Annotated in this window: 20 protein-coding genes; 15 read left to right on the forward strand and 5 right to left on the reverse strand. The window is 44.2% G+C overall.

Translation table 11 applies throughout. From position 1 onward, the window contains the following. The first annotated feature begins 90 nt into the window (after positions 1–90). The 8 genes from H9I35_RS00795 (at position 91) to H9I35_RS00830 (ending at position 7866) form a co-directional block, all read left to right on the forward strand. On the forward strand, positions 91–873 hold the full coding sequence (locus H9I35_RS00795; RefSeq protein ID WP_187419782.1) for a nucleotide-binding protein: 783 nt from the start codon (positions 91–93) through the stop codon (positions 871–873). Next, positions 873–2159: a nitrogenase component 1 gene (locus H9I35_RS00800; RefSeq protein WP_187419783.1), complete on the forward strand. Its 1287-nt coding sequence runs from the start codon at positions 873–875 to the stop codon at positions 2157–2159. The genes H9I35_RS00795 and H9I35_RS00800 overlap by 1 nt, the downstream gene beginning before the upstream one ends. After that, complete coding sequence (locus H9I35_RS00805; RefSeq protein ID WP_187419784.1) at positions 2156–3346, forward strand: nitrogenase component 1; 1191 nt, start codon at positions 2156–2158, stop codon at positions 3344–3346. Before H9I35_RS00800 ends, H9I35_RS00805 begins: the two co-directional genes overlap by 4 nt. Positions 3347–3473: 127 nt before the next feature. Next, the gene (locus H9I35_RS00810) at positions 3474–4556 is read left to right on the forward strand and encodes an ABC transporter substrate-binding protein (protein ID WP_187419785.1); all 1083 of its coding nucleotides are present in this window, start codon (positions 3474–3476) and stop codon (positions 4554–4556) included. A gap of 20 nt (positions 4557–4576) precedes the next feature. Then, the gene (locus tag H9I35_RS00815) at positions 4577–5590 is read left to right on the forward strand and encodes a FecCD family ABC transporter permease (protein ID WP_187385263.1); all 1014 of its coding nucleotides are present in this window, start codon (positions 4577–4579) and stop codon (positions 5588–5590) included. Continuing rightward, complete coding sequence (locus H9I35_RS00820; protein ID WP_187419786.1) at positions 5587–6372, forward strand: ABC transporter ATP-binding protein; 786 nt, start codon at positions 5587–5589, stop codon at positions 6370–6372. Before H9I35_RS00815 ends, H9I35_RS00820 begins: the two co-directional genes overlap by 4 nt. A 97-nt stretch (positions 6373–6469) precedes the next feature. Beyond that, positions 6470–7597 (forward strand): ABC transporter substrate-binding protein, encoded by a 1128-nt coding sequence (locus H9I35_RS00825; RefSeq protein ID WP_187419787.1) that lies wholly within the window; start codon positions 6470–6472, stop codon positions 7595–7597. A gap of 41 nt (positions 7598–7638) precedes the next feature. After that, positions 7639–7866 (forward strand): hypothetical protein, encoded by a 228-nt coding sequence (locus H9I35_RS00830; RefSeq protein WP_187419788.1) that lies wholly within the window; start codon positions 7639–7641, stop codon positions 7864–7866. 88 nt (positions 7867–7954) lie between these two features. Here the strand turns inward: H9I35_RS00830 and H9I35_RS00835 are convergent, their stop codons facing one another. The 4 genes from H9I35_RS00835 to H9I35_RS00850 form a co-directional block, all read right to left on the reverse strand. Continuing rightward, entirely contained in the window at positions 7955–8266 is a 312-nt protein-coding gene (locus tag H9I35_RS00835; protein ID WP_187419789.1) for a YbjQ family protein, read from the reverse strand. Beyond that, on the reverse strand, positions 8247–8474 hold the full coding sequence (locus H9I35_RS00840) for a hypothetical protein (protein ID WP_252722684.1): 228 nt from the start codon (positions 8472–8474) through the stop codon (positions 8247–8249). The genes H9I35_RS00835 and H9I35_RS00840 overlap by 20 nt, the downstream gene beginning before the upstream one ends. Before the next feature lie 116 nt (positions 8475–8590). Next, a complete protein-coding gene (locus H9I35_RS00845) occupies positions 8591–9472 on the reverse strand; it encodes a hypothetical protein (RefSeq protein WP_187419790.1) in 882 nt (293 codons plus the stop codon). 92 nt (positions 9473–9564) lie between these two features. Then, complete coding sequence (locus tag H9I35_RS00850; protein WP_187419791.1) at positions 9565–11268, reverse strand: RecQ family ATP-dependent DNA helicase; 1704 nt, start codon at positions 11266–11268, stop codon at positions 9565–9567. Positions 11269–11529: 261 nt separating this feature from the next. On the opposite strand from H9I35_RS00850, the gene H9I35_RS00855 reads away from it, so the two are divergent. Beyond that, positions 11530–12348 carry a flagellar hook basal-body protein gene (locus H9I35_RS00855; protein WP_187419792.1) on the forward strand — a complete coding sequence of 273 codons (819 nt, stop codon included), beginning with the start codon at positions 11530–11532 and terminating at the stop codon, positions 12346–12348. Positions 12349–12588: 240 nt separating this feature from the next. On the opposite strand, the gene tnpA is transcribed toward H9I35_RS00855, so the two are convergent. Further along, positions 12589–13023 carry an IS200/IS605 family transposase gene (tnpA, locus tag H9I35_RS00860; RefSeq protein WP_187419793.1) on the reverse strand — a complete coding sequence of 145 codons (435 nt, stop codon included), beginning with the start codon at positions 13021–13023 and terminating at the stop codon, positions 12589–12591. 323 nt (positions 13024–13346) lie between these two features. Here tnpA and H9I35_RS00865 point away from each other — a divergent pair, with 323 nt between their 5' ends. The 6 genes from H9I35_RS00865 to H9I35_RS00890 all read left to right on the forward strand — a co-directional run bounded on the left by H9I35_RS00865 (position 13347) and on the right by H9I35_RS00890 (position 15749). Continuing rightward, complete coding sequence (locus tag H9I35_RS00865) at positions 13347–13751, forward strand: hypothetical protein (protein ID WP_187419794.1); 405 nt, start codon at positions 13347–13349, stop codon at positions 13749–13751. 23 nt (positions 13752–13774) lie between these two features. Continuing rightward, complete coding sequence (locus H9I35_RS00870) at positions 13775–13945, forward strand: hypothetical protein (RefSeq protein ID WP_187419795.1); 171 nt, start codon at positions 13775–13777, stop codon at positions 13943–13945. A 162-nt stretch (positions 13946–14107) separates the two neighbouring features. After that, positions 14108–14368, forward strand: coding sequence for a type II toxin-antitoxin system prevent-host-death family antitoxin (locus H9I35_RS00875; RefSeq protein ID WP_187419796.1), 261 nt, complete (start codon positions 14108–14110; stop codon positions 14366–14368). A 7-nt stretch (positions 14369–14375) separates the two neighbouring features. Further along, positions 14376–14672 (forward strand): type II toxin-antitoxin system RelE/ParE family toxin, encoded by a 297-nt coding sequence (locus tag H9I35_RS00880; protein WP_252722685.1) that lies wholly within the window; start codon positions 14376–14378, stop codon positions 14670–14672. Between the two features lie 106 nt (positions 14673–14778). Further along, positions 14779–15285 carry a PH domain-containing protein gene (locus H9I35_RS00885; RefSeq protein WP_187419798.1) on the forward strand — a complete coding sequence of 169 codons (507 nt, stop codon included), beginning with the start codon at positions 14779–14781 and terminating at the stop codon, positions 15283–15285. A gap of 26 nt (positions 15286–15311) precedes the next feature. Further along, positions 15312–15749, forward strand: a complete 438-nt coding sequence (locus H9I35_RS00890) for a hypothetical protein (RefSeq protein WP_187419799.1) — start codon at positions 15312–15314, stop codon at positions 15747–15749. Positions 15750–16040 lie beyond the last annotated feature (291 nt).

Here is a 16040-nt window from a genome sequence, read left to right on the forward strand (position 1 = left end):
AAAGATTACAAGGGTAATCATTGTCTTGACAGAAACGATGTAAAAGCATATGTTACCCTCTGCTAATTATTTGTTCCGTGAGGTATGTTCGTGAGAAGGATTGCAATTTACGGAAAAGGCGGTATCGGAAAATCGACGACTACGTCGAATCTGTCGGCCGCACTGAGTACTATGGGATATAAAGTGATGCAGGTCGGCTGCGATCCGAAATCCGATTCGGTAAAAAATCTTATGGGCGGAAAAAAAATCGTGACGGTACTCGATCGGCTGCGCGAAGATGAAGAAGCCGAGCTGCACCTCGACGATATCGTATTCAAAGGCTTTAACGATATTTTGTGTGTGGAAGCGGGAGGACCCACTCCGGGCATCGGCTGTGCGGGACGCGGCATCATCACCGCGTTCGATAAATTGGAAGAACTCGGAGCGTATACGACATACCGGCCTGATATCGTATTTTACGACGTTCTCGGAGATGTCGTATGCGGCGGCTTTGCGATGCCGATCCGAAACGGCTATGCGCGCGACGTGTTTATCGTTACCTCGGGCGAGATGATGTCGCTCTATGCGGCTTCGAACATCGCGCACGCTATTTCGAATTTCGGCTCTCGCGGTTATGCGCGGTATTCCGGAGTCATCCTCAATTCGCGCAATGTCGAAAACGAATTGGCGACCGTAAACGAAGCGCTGAAAGAAATCGGAGGCAGTGTCGTTTCCGTCATTCCGCGCGACGGCGTCGTACAGCAAGCCGAAGATCAGGGCAAGACGGTCATCGAAGCCTTTCCGGAATCGCATCAAGCCGATTGTTATCGCAAGCTCGCCGAAGAAATCCTTGCGCGAAGCGAAGACGTCGCTCTTGAAAACGGGGTTGCATAATGGAGTGCCGTTCAGCCTGTTTTACGACGACGCTGCACTACGAATCCCCCGCTCACGGCGGCTGGGGCGTCATCCGCGTCGCTGCCCTCGTACCGGAAGTGTATATGCTTTTCGTTTCTCCCTTCGCCTGCGGCAGACACGGCGCGCTCGGAGGAATCATCAACGGCGTAAAGGATAAAGTATCCTATCTTTTTATCGGCGAAAAGGAGATCGTCTCCGGCGATTACGAAGCTCAGGTTTTCCGTGCAATCGAAGAACTTTTTGCGTTTTTGAAAAAAAAGCCGCGCGTGTTGTTTTTATTCGTGTCCTGCCTCGACGATATGCTCGGCACCGATCATGCGGCGCTCGATGAAAAACTTGAGCAAACCTATCCCGACGTTCTTTTCCGTTCCTGCCACATGAATCCGATTCAATCGGATACGCCGCTTCCGCCGCTCGTGTCGCTGAATCGAAATATGTACAGTCTGCTCTCTTCTTCCGACGAAAAAGAAGCCGAACACTTTAAAAACTATGTAAATCTCATCGGAAACAATGTGCTTCCGGCAGTCGGTTCCGAACTCTACCGCATCATGGGCGACAACGGTATCCGCGTACGCCATATAAGCGAATGCAAAACATTCGACGAATACTATGCGATGCGGACGAGCGGTATGAATATCGTACTCTCTCCCGCCGCCGCTTTTGCCGCCCGCGATATGGAAAAAAATCCGGGCATTCCGTATTTTTTGTCGTACGTCACCTACGATCCGGACGGCATAAAAGACATGTACGCAGAGCTCGCGAAAAAACTTTCCGATGCGGGGATGAACGTATCGTTTGACATCGAACGCGATTATGAAAATGCAAAAACATCTCTCCGTGAAACTGCGGCTTTTTTAGACGGTACGCCGGTTGCGATCGATTTTCAGTCGGTAAAGCAGCCGTGTGCGCTCGCGAAGACGCTCATCTCTTACGGGTTTACGGTAAAGCTGCTCGCCGTCGATAAAATCCTTCCGTTTGAAAAAGAAAGTTTCGAGTGGCTTAAAACGCACGCTCCTCATTTGGAAATTGCAAGTCCGCTGCATCACGACTCTCCGAAATTCGCGTACCGATCGTACTCCGACTGTTTGTGCATCGGTTTCGACTGCGGCTATATGACCGGATCGGAAAAGGTCGTCAACATCATGGACGACGAGGGCAATTTCGGTTTTTCAGGCGTCGTCCGTCTTATGGAAATGATGCGGAGCGCAAATGCCCACCGAGCCGATGTCGCCGAAATGATCAGGGAGGCAAAGCTGATTATATGAATAATTTGTGTTTGGTTTTGCCGCCCTTCGCGCCCGATTATTCGGGTGTCGCTTCTTCGCTCTTTGAGCTCGGAGGTATGATCGTTATCCACGATGCGTCCGGCTGTACGGGAAATTATTTGGGATACGACGAACCTCGCTGGATGAATTCGAAATCGATCGTGTTTTGCTCGGGACTGCGCCACATGGACGCGGTGCTCGGAAACGATAAAAAACTTGTCAAACGGATGATCGAAGCCGCCGAAAGTTTGCAACCCGCTTTTATCGCCCTGCTCGGAAGCCCCGTTCCCATGGTCATCGGTACGGATTACGACGGCATCGCTTCGGAAGTGGAAGAAGCGACGGGGATCCCGTCGTTCGGCTTCGATACGAAGGGCACGGTGTTTTACGATAGAGGCGTTTCCATGGGGACGATTGCGCTTTTAAAGCGTTTCGCTCCCGCTTCAAAACGCTGTGAAAAGCAAAACAATGCGATCAATCTCCTCGGCTTGACGCCGCTCGATTTCGGCAATAGCGGAAACGCAGAAGCCGTGCGCGCCCTGTTTGAAAAAAACGGTATTGAAATCCTTGCAAGCCTTTCGATGGGACTTTCGCTCGAGGATTTGAAACGCAGCCCCTCTGCAGCCTTGAACGTCGCGCTTTCGTATGCGGGGATCGAAATCGCAAAATATATGGAAAGAGCGTATCACATTCCGTACATTGCAGGCGTTCCGCTCGGAGACGGAAAGGCGATGCTTACGGCCGTACGGCGTTTTCTTTCCGGCGAAAAAAACGATTCGGGGAGCGTGTGGGAAACCGCTCCGAAAGCGAATGCGGCGCAAGCTTCGTACAAACGGATTTTGATTGCGGGAGAGCAGGTTACGGCGTGTTCGATTCGAAGCGAACTCAGACGCATCTCTCGAACGGCGGACATAGAAGCGGCATACCTTTTCAATTCGTTTTCGGAATACGCCGAAGCATACGATCATAAAGCCGTGTGCGAACGGGAACTCATGGATCTTGTAAACGGCGGTTCGTACACCGACATCGTAGCCGATCCGCTTGTCGGAGAATTGATAAAAGATTCTTCCGTCAGGTTTCACGGTTTGCCGCACGTCGCCGTTTCGAGTAAAGTGTGCTGGGATGACACGAAGTGCGTCATAGGTGATGACATGACGCGCTTTCTTTTTGAAATCGCCGAAGGATGATCGGTAATCGGTGGAGAGAAAATTATTAATTGTTAATGGGTAATTGATAATTTTACGGTAGAGAGTATTATCGGTTTTTATTTTGGAGTAAACTGAGAATTGATACATAAAATCAATAGGAGGATATATGAAAAAGATGATCATAAAAGTCTGTGCCGTACTCTGTCTTTTTGCGGCATCGCGTGCTTTTGCCGCGCCGAAAACGCATACCGTTGTCGACCACGCGGGCAATACCGTCGAAGTACCGAATAAAATCAACAGGATCGTTATCGCAAGTCTCTATCCTCTGCCGTCGGTCTATTGTCTGTATGCGGATTCCGCAAAAAAACTCGTCGGAATTCCTTCGAGTTCCATGGCGGCGGCAAAAGCATCGTTTCTTGTAAAAGCCTATCCCGAAATTGCAAACGCGAAGACGGGATTCGAAAAGGGCGGCGTCATCAACGCGGAAGAATTGATGGCGCTCAAACCCGATGTCATCTTTTACAACGCCGGGGCGAAAGCGTCAAAAGCGGTATTCGATAAAACGGGAATCCCCGCCGTCGGCTTTTCAACGTCGATTGCGAAGTTCAATACGATCGAAACCTATGCGGCGTGGATCGATCTTTTGGCAAAAGTGCTCGGCGAAACGGATCGTTCGAAAAAGCTTATCGAGTACGGAAGAAAAATCGAACGAGATGTCAAAGCTCGCGTCGCTTCGATTCCCGAAGAAAAAAAACCGAGTGCGATGATCATCTATGCGTACGATAACGGAAAGATTACGACCTACGGAAAAAAGATGTTCCCCGAATATTGGATCACGACGACGGGCGGCATCAACGCTGCGAAGTCGGAAGGCGGAGTCGTGGAACTCAATATGGAACAGATTTACGCATGGAATCCCGATATCGTGATTTTAACAAATTTCAATACCAAACTTCCCGAAGATTTCGACGACGGCATTGTCGACGGCAACGACTGGTCGAGCGTGAGCGCTGTACAAAAAAAACAAGTGTATAAATTTCCGCTCGGTATGTACCGCTGGTGCCCGCCGTCGTCCGATTCGCCGCTTTCACTCGTATTCCTTGCAAAGACGATTCAGCCGAAATTATTTGAAGACTACGATCTCGATAAAATCATCGTCGATTATTATAAAGAATTTTACGGAATAACGCTCACTTCCGGCGACCTCCATACGATTTATCATCCGTCGAGATCCGCCGCAGGTTTGTAAACGAAAAGGAAAACGCAATTATGAATTATACTGCAGGGCAGCGCAAAATCATCTTTGCAGCTCTCGCCGTGCTGCCGCTTTTTACCGCGCTCATCTGTCTCGGATTCGGACGCTATGCGCTCGGCGTTTTCGATACGGTGCGCATCCTCTTTTCCGGCGTGACGAAGGCGGAGATAACTGCGGTTGAACGCTCCGTCATCTTCAGCGTACGCTTGCCGCGCATCATTTTGGCGGCTTTTGTCGGCGCGGGTTTAAGCTGCGCGGGTGCCGCGTTTCAGGGTTTATTTACGAATCCGCTCGCGACGCCCGACACGCTTGGAGTGGCAAGCGGCGCATCCTTCGGCGCGGTATCGGCACTTCTTTTTCGAAGCAATTTGATCGTCGTGCAGCTTTCAGCCCTTGTATTCGGCCTTGTCGCCTGCGCCGTTACGTATTCGGTGGGACGATTTCGCGGACGCAGTTCGGTCGTCATGATCGTGCTTTCGGGCATGGTCGTCTCGGCACTCTTCCAAGCCTTTGTGTCCCTCGTCAAATACGCCGCCGATCCGCAGGATATTTTGCCGTCGATCACGTATTGGCTTATGGGCAGTATGTCGGGTGCGAGCTATAAAACTCTTTTGCTCGGTCTTCCGTTTATCGTCACGGGAACGCTCATCATTTTTTTGCTGCGCTGGCGGCTCAATATTTTATCGCTGAACGAAGACGAAGCGCGTTCGATGGGCATGAATATCCGCGTGATGCGCCTGCTCGTCATCGTCGCATCATCTCTTATCACCGCGTCCGCCGTGTCGATGTGCGGTTCGATCGGTTGGGTGGGCTTGCTCGTTCCGCATATGGCGCGTATGCTCATGGGAAGCAACAATCGCACCGTTATTCCCATAAGCATCAGTTTGGGCTCGGTCTTCGTTATCGTTATCGATACATTTGCAAGAAGCATGAGCGCGGCCGAAATTCCGATTTCGATTTTGACGGCGGTTATCGGTGCGCCGTTTTTTATCGCGCTCTTACGAAAAACGGGAGGTTCGTGGACATGACTTTTTCCGTACGGGGCGGCTCGTTCGCCTACGGCACCGAACGCGTACTCGATCGCATTTCGTTTTCCGTCGAAAGCGGAGAAGTGTTGTGTGTACTCGGTCCGAACGGCGTCGGTAAAACGACGCTGCTCAAATGCATGATGGGATTATTAAAATGGGATGAGGGCGATACTCTTATCGACGGAAGACCGCTTGAAAGCTGGAGGCAAAAAGATCTGTGGCGGCGCATCGCATACGTTCCGCAGGCAAAGGGGATCGCGTTCGGTTTTACCGCCTTCGACATGGTGCTGCTCGGACGAAGCGCTCACCTCGGCACTTTCGAACAGCCTGATGAAAAAGACAAACGCATCGCCCTTCGCGCAATGGAAGACACGGGTATCGCATCTCTCCGCGATAAGCTCTGCACCGAAATGAGCGGAGGTGAACTGCAGATGGTGCTCATCGCTCGCGCTCTTGCGGTAGAGCCTGAAATGCTCGTATTCGACGAGCCGGAATCGAATTTGGATTTTAAAAATCAATTGATAATTTTAAACACGATTTACCGTCTTGCAAAAGAGCGGCATATTTCGGCGGTCGTCAACACGCATTATCCCGCTCATGCGATGAAGATCGCCGACAAAGCGCTCATCCTGAACAGGGACGGCGAAAGTACGAGCGGTGCGATCGAAAAAGTCATCACCGAAGCTTCGATGAAAAAGACCTTCAGCGTGCAAGTACATATCAACGAATTCGAATATCAAAATACCAAATATAAGGACGTCGTCCCTCTGTATTTGGTGTGAGTTTGTTAATAAAATTGAAGGAACATGTGCGCCTTCGCGCATGACTAAAAAATTTTTCGAAAGTGTACCTTTCTGCAAAAATTTTTTTGGAGGAATTATGAAAAAAAATATTGTCAGTATCGGAAGTGTTCTTGCGTGCTTGGCGCTTTCGGGTTTCTTCGTTTCCTGTTCGAAGACGGGAGCGGCGAAAGAAACGACGCGTACCGTTATCGATCACGACGACGAAAAAGTCGTCATCCCTGCAAAGGTCAACCGCGCAGTCGTCGTCGGCGTGTGGCCTCTGCCGTCGGTCATCACGGTATTTTTGGGAAGCCCCGACCGTCTCGTCGGTATTCCGCCCGCATCGATCGGAGCTGCAAAAGCGGGACTGCTCGGAGAGCTTTTTCCGTCGTATTTGAATATCGATTCGCACTTTCTTGCAAACGATACGCTGAACGTCGAAGAAGTGCTCGCTCTTAAACCCGATGTCGTCTTTACGACGGCGCATCGTTCACAGCAAAAAGAGGAAATCAAAAAAGCGGGACTTGCCGCCGTCGCCGTCAGCGTCAACAAATGGAACTACAATATCCTCGATACCTACGACGGATGGATCGACGTGCTCAGTCAGGTTTTTCCGGAAAACGATAAAAAAGACGCGGTAAGCGCATACAGCCGAAAAGTTTACGAAACGATTCAATCCCGCGTTTCCTCCCTTCCCGAAAGCGATCGTAAAAAAGTGCTGTTTTTGTTTATGTGCAATGAAAAAACCATCGTTACGAGCGGCAAACATTTTTTCGGACAATTTTGGTGCGACGCCGTAGGTGCGAAAAACGTTGCGGAAGAAGTCGGAGCTGAAAACAGCAACGCCGTCATCAATATGGAACAGATCTACAAGTGGAATCCCGATATTATTTTAATAACCAATTTTACTTCTCAGACGGCCGACGATCTGTACAATAACAGGACTGCGAATTACGACTGGTCGCCGATCAAAGCGGTGCAAAACCGCACGGTGTACAAGATGCCGCTCGGAACTTACCGCAGTTATACGCCGAGTGCGGACACGCCGGTAACGCTGTACTGGATCGCAAAAAAAGTGTACCCCGAACTCTTCGGCGATATCGATGTCGAAAAAGAAGTAAAATCGTATTTTAAAGATATGTACAATATCGATTTGACCGACGAGCAGATAAACCGCATGTACAATCAGGATTCGAAAGGCGCTGCCGGAACGAGGGGCGCGTAAGGATCCTTATCCTGCGCACGGAAAGCGCCGATAATTACAGTATGAGAGATATTGTTTCGACGCTTTCCCTCGCCGGATCCGTGCTCACCGACGCGCGCGTCATCGGCACGGCGATCGCCGTATTTTTAGTTATGGACTTTGCCGTCTTTGTCGTAAATTATACGAAAAAACCGAAACGGAAAAAACGTCGGCGGGTCGAAGCGGCGCCGCCAACGCAAAAAGCGGAAGCGGCTTCGGAATCGGATGAAACGGAATCCTCTTCCGCATAGTACATAAAAAAACGAGGCTGTCCGAAAAGAAAGGGCGGCCTCGTTTTATCGAAAGCGGTTTTACACAAGGGTGCGGTTATGTAAGCGTTTATTTGAACTTTACGGCCGTTCCGTAGGCGATAACTTCGGCTGCGTTTTGCATGATCGCTGCCGACGAATAGCGGATGTTTACAACGGCATCGGCTCCCAATCCTTCGGCTTCCTGTACCATACGCTTTGTCGCAAGGGCGCGCGCTTCGTTCATCATTTCGGTGTAGCCTTTTAATTCGCCCCCGATTATCGTCTTTAATCCCTGCAAAATGTCTTTGCCGATGTTTTTCGACTGGATGGTGCTTCCTTTTACCAAGCCGATCGTTTCCAAATCCTTGCCGGAAACATAATCAGTATTTACCAAGATCATCTTCTTCTCCTCCTTTAATTTCTTTTATACGTTGGACAAGCAGCCATATAAAAGCCGCCGAAAGTGCGGCGGGAACAATGATTCCGATGAGTTTTAATATGAGCGGCGCAGCGAATTTTACAAAAAATACGCCGAATGCAATATAGTATGCCAAAATCAAAAAAACGATTATTATCGGAGCAATCATTTTTTTCGTATGTATATGCATATACATACAATAGCATACGATATATAAACTTACAAGGTGCGATTTCGTGTGTGCGATTTTGTAATGTTTTGTCTAAATCCGTTTCCGCGCAGTGTCGTATGTCCTAACGCGACAGCTCAGTCGTCCGCGTGGCGGGGCCAATTCAGATTTTCGGTATTGCAATTTTTATGATTAAACAGATTTATAAGCTGTACCTCTGCATCGTTGGATATTTTTACATAGGTGATTAAATATTTTTTTTGAGTTTCACTGTAAATGTGTATAAAATCGCCGTCGATTTTCAGAATCAGCGATTCATATTCGTTTGAATCTATTTGATCATACGAAAAATACGAGTCCCAGTCGGTTTCATCTATCAAATCTCTGCTGAATGAAGACACTCCGTATCCCGTACAACGATATACGGTATCGGATATTTTTTCAATTTTATTGAACAAAAAAGAATTGTCATTATGGAATCTCAATCCCATATTACTGATAACGGCATAAAACCGATCTTCTTCTAAAGCCAATGCTATATATTCTTCGGTTTCTTCCTGTATATCGGGATTTTGATTTTCCAATGCATATTTGTGATCATATTTTTTTATTATTGAAGTATTGTTATTTTTTAATGCCTCGAGAAAATATGACGGTACATATTTTCTCGATATACCGATTTCCGTTACTGAAATTATCGATTCGGGGAGAACTTCGTTGCAATCTTTTATCTTGAGATTTTTTATTGAAATAAATCCTTTGTATATAGTACCGTCATAAACAAGGGAAAGTAATTTGTTTTGTTTATTTTTATCGGTCAAACGAATTCTGCACTTTTCGCAATCCAAATTCACTATCGCACCTTTTCTTATTATTTTTTTATTATTTAACGACAGTATTAAATCTTCATCTCGAAAAAATACGGCAATATCTTTTTCAGCAACATAATGAAAATCTTCAGCATATAAAAACAGTTCGAAAATAAAAAAAACAAACAATAAAAATTTTTTCTTAAACATACTTTACCTCTTCAGTCTTTCCGAGAACACGTGTTATGCTGACGAAAGTCCGTCCTAAAAGCTCAAGGCACCTGTTCGCCTTATTATATCGATTAGAAACTTTTTTTCCATATTTTTGATTTTTCGCCGCGCACGATGCCGACTTTTCCTTTCCACGGAAATGTTTTTATGCAAATGCGTCCGCTTTTTTCAAGATGAAAGACGAGTTCCGAAACGGTATCGTGTTCCCACGTATTGAGGCCGCAGATTTTTTGCGAGCGTTCGTTTAAGAGAGGCAGCAGCATTCCTTCAAGTTCGATTTTCGTGTATGCGTTCCTGTGATTTACAATAAAACGCAATGCGAAGTCTTCATCTCGCTCCGCCGGGAAAAAGCGAGCTCGTGCGAGGTGACATATTTTTTTATACGGAGGCATCGTTCGGAACGTCTTTTTTTCCGCTTCGATTTTCTTTTCGGCATCGCAGATATCGCAGCCGCTGCACACCGCCTGTTCCGCGCCGAGTGCGTCGAGGAGTACTTGCCTGCGGCAGCTTTTCGTTTCGGCGAATTCTTTCATCGCGTATTCGCGGCTCTCTTTCGGAAAGCGCGAAAAACGGGCAGTGTCCGCGGGGCTCCACAGCAAAATCGCATTCGCGTCTTTTCCGTCGCGTCCGCTCCGTCCCGCTTCCTGAATATATTGTTCTGCCGTGTTCGGCGCGTCGATGTGAACGATTGTGCGGATGTCTTTTTTATCGACGCCCATGCCGTACGCGCAGGTCGCGCAGAGGACGGCATCGGTTTTATCGTAAAACCATTTTTCGATTTCATCTTTTTCCGATTTTTCCATGCCCGCGTGATAAAAGCGCGCCGCTTCTTTTCCGTAACAGATCGTAAGATCGCGAGCCGTGTCTTCGGCGCGCAATCTCGTACCGCAAAAAATTATCATCGGTTTTTGTTCCGTGTGTGCGAGTATGAGCGCCGTGTGTTTTTTACAGCAGCTGTATTCGACGCGGTAGCGGATATTCGGCCGATCGCTTTCCGATCGCACGATGCGCGCGCTTCCGTCGAAAAGCACTTCCGCTATGCGGGAAAGCACTTGGGGAGAAGCCGTCGCGGTAAAAGCTGTGACGAGGGGAGAGCCGAGTTTTTTGATGATGTTTCCGAGCGTCAAATACGAAGGACGGAAACTGTCGCCCCATTCGGAAACGCAGTGCGCTTCGTCGATGGCGACGTGCGCGATTGCGCATTCGGCAAGGCGGGCTACCAGTGCTTCGTTTTGCAGCACTTCGGGATTCGCCAAAATGATCTTCGCGCCCGCTTTTATTTTATTGAAATTTTCCGCCCGCTCTTCGGCGCTTTGGTTGCCGCGAAACGTAACATTGCCGATATTTCCTTCTTCCATGCGCCGCCTTTGATCGGCCATGAGCGCAAGGAGAGGATAGATGATGAGCGTCGGTCCGTCCAAAAGCAGGGCGGGAACGAGAAAACACAAGGACTTTCCGGCTCCCGTCGGAAGGAGAACTATCTGCTTGCCGTATTCGGCCGCGTCGGTTGTGCTGCCGTCGTTCGCATCGGTCGCGTCTTCGTTGACCGCATCGTTTGTAATATTCTTCGCTTCGGCCGCAATGCCGCCCGTTTCCGCAGCGCCGGCGTCATTCGTTTCCGCCTTCCTGCTGCGGTACGCGTCGATGATGTTCGCGATGACGAGACGCTGCCACGGGTAGAGATAGCTTATGCCGAAAGCGCGTTTTGCCGCACCGAGCGCTTCATCGTCCAAACCTGCTTCGCTGTCGCTATAGATTTCTTTTTCGATGTGCATAGTTTTTCCTTTTATTTTTTGTACAGGGAGAATGCCGAACTCGGCACTCCCTCCACAGTAATAATCGGTGTAAAAAGCAAATTTACGCGGAATTTGCGGAGCGCTTTTTGACCCTGCCGCTTGCAAAGGGTACGGAACGTGAAGTTCCCCGCGCCACTTGCGACATGATTGGCTGATTGAAAAAATGAAGAATACGGGTATAATAAAAAGAGGGCTGATATGTGTTAGGCTGACGCCCGCATTGGAGCGCTTAAGGAAAAAATGAAAAGAATTTTTTTTATATTTTACATAATTATATTTTGCATTATTTCCGCTTTTGCACTTAATCCGGAAGAAGAATATGATTGTCTTTATAAAGATTTAAGAAATTTGAGCACTTTTGGATATAAAGATACACTTGATTATAATACAGGAAAATCCGATGGGACTCCTATTTTAACTCAAGGGAGGTTTTATCAAACATCCCAAAATACAGATTTTGCTATAAACGGGAAAGGCTTTTTTAAGGTTTTAGATGAAAATGGAAAAATATTTTATTCCAGATATGGCTATCTTATAATTAATACAGATTCCAGATTGGCTATTCGCTGTAATAATAAAATATACTATCTGCCGGTAGAACCTCTTCCTGATAGTTATTCGTACGAGGAAATCAGAATTTATTCAAACGGTAATATCGCGAGTAAGTACTACACGGGAAATAATTCTAAAGTATCTAAGGTACTAGGAACAATTGAGTTATATGATATTACTGCAGATAATATAAAAAGTTATGACGGATTTGTTATACAAACAAAAAACGAACCTGAGAAAATTCAGAATGGTAGAATTATACAGGGTGTTTTAGAAGGTTCTTCTGTATATCTTAATCAAACCTTATTGCGAATGTTATTTTTGTTAGAGCAAATGGATAAGACTCTTGTAAAGTGTAAAGAAACTAAAATTTATATCATCAAACATTTAATGGAAACTGATTTTCAAGAATACTATCAAAAGTTATTAACTGATGATATATTGGGTATACATAATCTAAAATATTTAGATGGTTTTACTGTTTTTCTGGAGAGAAACTATAAGTAAGATTTTTATAGGAAATATTTTTTAATCGAGCTTGACTCGATTAGAAAATGAAATTAAATTTTAGAGCTAAGTAAAGTAATGATGATACGGGGATTGAAGCTGCACAAAATTGAAAAAAGAAGTGTTGCGTCCTGAAATATAATTTTTTCTTTTTCAAATATATAAAAAAGAAGTCAACTACCACCACCAAAGGTGGTGGCTTGAAAAGAACCGCTCAAAGCGGTTTAGCCTAGCCTACGGCTACAGGCCTAATTGTTCCTGCAATTCGTCTTGTCGAAGATCGTCGTTCTCCTGTTCACGGATATACTTCCGTATGACTTCTTCATCAAGTCCCACCGTCGAAACAAAATACCCTCGTGCCCACATATGCTGCCCCGTAAAGTATCTTTGTCGTTCTCCATACCGCCTTGCTATATACAGGGCACTTTTACCCTTTATGTATCCCACCACCTGTGCAACCGAATATTTCGGCGGTATCTCGATTAATATATGTATGTGATCGTTCAGCATATGACCTTCCAAAATTTTACTCTCCTTTTGTCCTGCCAAACGATGCAATTCTTCTCCTAAATCTTTTCTTATCGCTCCATACATTTTTTTCTTCCGATACTTCGGTATAAATACTATATGATATTTACACTCCCATTTCGTATGCGATAAACTTTTATTGTCCATAGTTTCCTCCGTGTGTAACTTTGAGCGGTTCACACTTTGGATTCTATGGACTTTTTCCCTCTCCTGCTATTGCCGGATCTGCCAAGCTTTTCCTGTCCACCGCCAAAGGCGGTGGTTTACTACAGATTAATTAATTATTTAGGAAAAAACAATTTCGTATAACACAGGTTCGTAGCCGACGCGAGGACAAGCCGCAAATGCAGGTTAAGTAAATGTCAGGCGGACGCTCCGCGCAGGGGAAGAATGTAAAATTTGCTTTGTCTTATCGTATACCATCTATAAAAATCCATATAATTCAATTAATATAATGTGGAGGAGGTTCTATGATTTCTATTGAAAAGACATTAACGATAGTGAAAATTGTTTTTTCTGTTTTTATAGTTTTCCATGTTGCTATAATAATTTCAATAATATTTTTAGATATTATACCTGTAGATTACGTATGGGGCGGACAACTAAAAACAAAAGGTGAACTTTTTATATTTGAATTAATTTCAATTTTAGTACAAACAATTTGTCTTCTATATGTGCTCTTATATAAAAAATATTTCTCAGAAAAAACAACCGGTAAAATTATTGCGTGGATTTTGTTTATAATATTTTCTTTTAATACTGTTGGAAATATACTTGCAAAAACACTTTTTGAAAAAATAGTATTTACACCGGTAACTTTATGTTTAAGTCTGCTGATGTTACGCATAGCATTGACAAAGAAGACCGAGAAATAAATAGTGAGTATTGGAAAAGCCGTATGTTTTCTGTTTTTATTTCAGCATTAGTTTTTTTTGCTTTTTTTGTAATGAGTGATAAAGAAAAATGTAAAGATACTTTTATTGATAATGAAGGTTTGTGGGAACGTTGTTCATTATTTTTTATGTATGTGCCTTTTATCGTTAATTCGATTAAAAAACTGATTGCATAGTTAATATACTGGGATTCCATTTTCCCAGCTGCTTTTTATGAAAGTCATAGCTTTATTAAAAAAACGACTGCACAATAAATTTTATATAGTGTTGTTTGTAATAATCAAATTATAGACAAAACTCTGAAAACCGTGGTAAAATAATCCCACAAGGAGATATAAATGCCAAAGATAGTTCCAATACGAGATTTAAAAAATACTACAACAATTTCACAACTATGCCGTGAAGAAGACGAGCCTATTTTTATCACAAAAAACGGTTATGGTGATATGGTCATTATGAGCATGGAAACCTATGAGAAAAATCTTTTTCTATCTAATGTTTACGGTAAACTTAAAGAAGCAAAACAAGATATGAAAAACGGCAGATATTCTTCTGTCGAAGATGCAGTTTCTCGTATAAAGGAAAAATATGGGCTATAATGTCCGAATGATGGAAAAAGCAGAGGAAGATTTATCGGAAATAGTAAAATATATTTCCGACACGCTCTGCAATCCTAAAGCTGCCGCCAGTTTGCTGGAAGATTTTTTGAAGGCAAAAACAAACATTGAAGATAATCCATATATGTATCCTTTGAGTAAGGATTTAGTTCTGCAAGCAGAAGGATATCACAGGTTTCTTTTTAAGAAAAATTATATTGCGTTGTATATTATTAACGATGGAAAAAAAGAAGTTTCAATAATGCGTATTTTCTATGCAAAAAGAGATTATGATAATTTGATATAAACAGAACCTAACACCCGCTTCAACCTGACATTGCGGACGAGCCGCAAATGCAGGTTAAGCGAATGTTAGATGGACGCTCCGCCGGGGCGAAGAGCTGGGAGTAATTATGAAATTTGATATTGATGAAAGTTTGCTTTGGAAAGGAAAACCTAAGCAAGGCATTGTATTTACAAAATCAGATATTTTTATGATTCCTTTTTCTGTATTATGGGCAGGATTTACTGTTTTTTGGGAAATAAACGTATTACGAATAAAGGATGCTCCTATTTTTTTTACGTTGTGGGGCATACCTTTTATTTTAGCGGGAATTTACATTACGATAGGACGCTTTATACATGATTATCTAAATAGAAAAAATACAGAATATTTTGTTACGGATAAAAGAGTAATAATTGTAAAATACAAAAGGATAGAAAGCATACCGAAGGGGAAATGGACTACATTAAGACTGATAGAATATGCAAACGGAACAGGAACTATTCTGTTCGCCGAGCCGCCGAGTTTTTTTCACCGATCCGGATTTCCCTCATACGGATTATCCTCTGAATTAAGCGTTCCGGGATTTTACAAAATAAAAGATGCCAAGAACGTAATGAAATTATTAGAGGAATAAACCGTGCGGTGCAATTTGGAAAATATATGATTTTTAGTAAATTTGAAGATACGATATTAAAAGAATATAAAAACAAGTTAAAAACTGATAATTCTGTGAAAAATATAGTAAAAGTTTTTACTGAAAATTATTTAAAAGAAAGTAAAAAATATAAACGCCGGGAAGATGCAGATATGTTACTTTTCCAATATGGTGTTTACGATTGGGGTAATGGCAAGAATTTGGAAATTGATTTTGTTCGACAACTGCTAAAAGATGAAGATATAATACAAATACATATTTCATTGACAATCCCATTTGAAGAAAAATTTTCAACAATAGAATCATATGAAGAATGGTATAATTCGTTCGAAAATAAAAAAACACTTGAAGAATGGAAAAATGAGATCGAAACCATGCAGATATTTCAACAAATAAATTCTTTAAAATATAATTTAGAAATCTGGAAAGAGAATGCAGAATGATAATAGCAAAGACTTAATTTTAAACTCGACAGGCTGTCGAAAAAGCAACCGACTTTTGACACAGCCCCACCGCTTGCAAACGGTACGAAGTTCCTCGTGCAACTTGCAACGAGCGCGAAGTTCCTTGCTCAATTTGCAACGAGCGCGAAGTTCCCCCCGCAACTTGCGACATGATTGGCTGATTGAAAAAATAAAGAAGATGGATATAATAAGAAAAGGTTTGATATATGTTAGGTTGATAGCGGACTGCTCGTGGAAAGACTTGTGCGGAACCGATCTATAACATTTATT

The sequence above is a fragment of the Treponema sp. Marseille-Q4132 genome (assembly GCF_014334835.1).
GTDB lineage: Bacteria > Spirochaetota > Spirochaetia > Treponematales > Treponemataceae > Treponema_D > Treponema_D paredis.

Coding starts and splice junctions, on each gene's coding strand:
- H9I35_RS00850 (WP_187419791.1), bottom strand. CDS start 11,268: ATGCACATCGAAAAAGAAATCTATAGCGACAGCGAAGCAGGTTTGGAC.
- H9I35_RS00840 (WP_252722684.1), bottom strand. CDS start 8,474: ATGCATATACATACGAAAAAAATGATTGCTCCGATAATAATCGTTTTT.
- H9I35_RS00810 (WP_187419785.1), top strand. CDS start 3,474: ATGAAAAAGATGATCATAAAAGTCTGTGCCGTACTCTGTCTTTTTGCG.
- H9I35_RS00800 (WP_187419783.1), top strand. CDS start 873: ATGGAGTGCCGTTCAGCCTGTTTTACGACGACGCTGCACTACGAATCC.
- H9I35_RS00865 (WP_187419794.1), top strand. CDS start 13,347: ATGATTTCTATTGAAAAGACATTAACGATAGTGAAAATTGTTTTTTCT.
- H9I35_RS00855 (WP_187419792.1), top strand. CDS start 11,530: ATGAAAAGAATTTTTTTTATATTTTACATAATTATATTTTGCATTATT.
- H9I35_RS00845 (WP_187419790.1), bottom strand. CDS start 9,472: ATGTTTAAGAAAAAATTTTTATTGTTTGTTTTTTTTATTTTCGAACTG.
- H9I35_RS00825 (WP_187419787.1), top strand. CDS start 6,470: ATGAAAAAAAATATTGTCAGTATCGGAAGTGTTCTTGCGTGCTTGGCG.
- H9I35_RS00880 (WP_252722685.1), top strand. CDS start 14,376: ATGATGGAAAAAGCAGAGGAAGATTTATCGGAAATAGTAAAATATATT.
- H9I35_RS00805 (WP_187419784.1), top strand. CDS start 2,156: ATGAATAATTTGTGTTTGGTTTTGCCGCCCTTCGCGCCCGATTATTCG.
- tnpA (WP_187419793.1), bottom strand. CDS start 13,023: ATGGACAATAAAAGTTTATCGCATACGAAATGGGAGTGTAAATATCAT.
- H9I35_RS00835 (WP_187419789.1), bottom strand. CDS start 8,266: ATGATCTTGGTAAATACTGATTATGTTTCCGGCAAGGATTTGGAAACG.
- H9I35_RS00885 (WP_187419798.1), top strand. CDS start 14,779: ATGAAATTTGATATTGATGAAAGTTTGCTTTGGAAAGGAAAACCTAAG.
- H9I35_RS00820 (WP_187419786.1), top strand. CDS start 5,587: ATGACTTTTTCCGTACGGGGCGGCTCGTTCGCCTACGGCACCGAACGC.
- H9I35_RS00875 (WP_187419796.1), top strand. CDS start 14,108: ATGCCAAAGATAGTTCCAATACGAGATTTAAAAAATACTACAACAATT.
- H9I35_RS00890 (WP_187419799.1), top strand. CDS start 15,312: ATGATTTTTAGTAAATTTGAAGATACGATATTAAAAGAATATAAAAAC.
- H9I35_RS00870 (WP_187419795.1), top strand. CDS start 13,775: ATGTTTTCTGTTTTTATTTCAGCATTAGTTTTTTTTGCTTTTTTTGTA.
- H9I35_RS00815 (WP_187385263.1), top strand. CDS start 4,577: ATGAATTATACTGCAGGGCAGCGCAAAATCATCTTTGCAGCTCTCGCC.
- H9I35_RS00830 (WP_187419788.1), top strand. CDS start 7,639: ATGAGAGATATTGTTTCGACGCTTTCCCTCGCCGGATCCGTGCTCACC.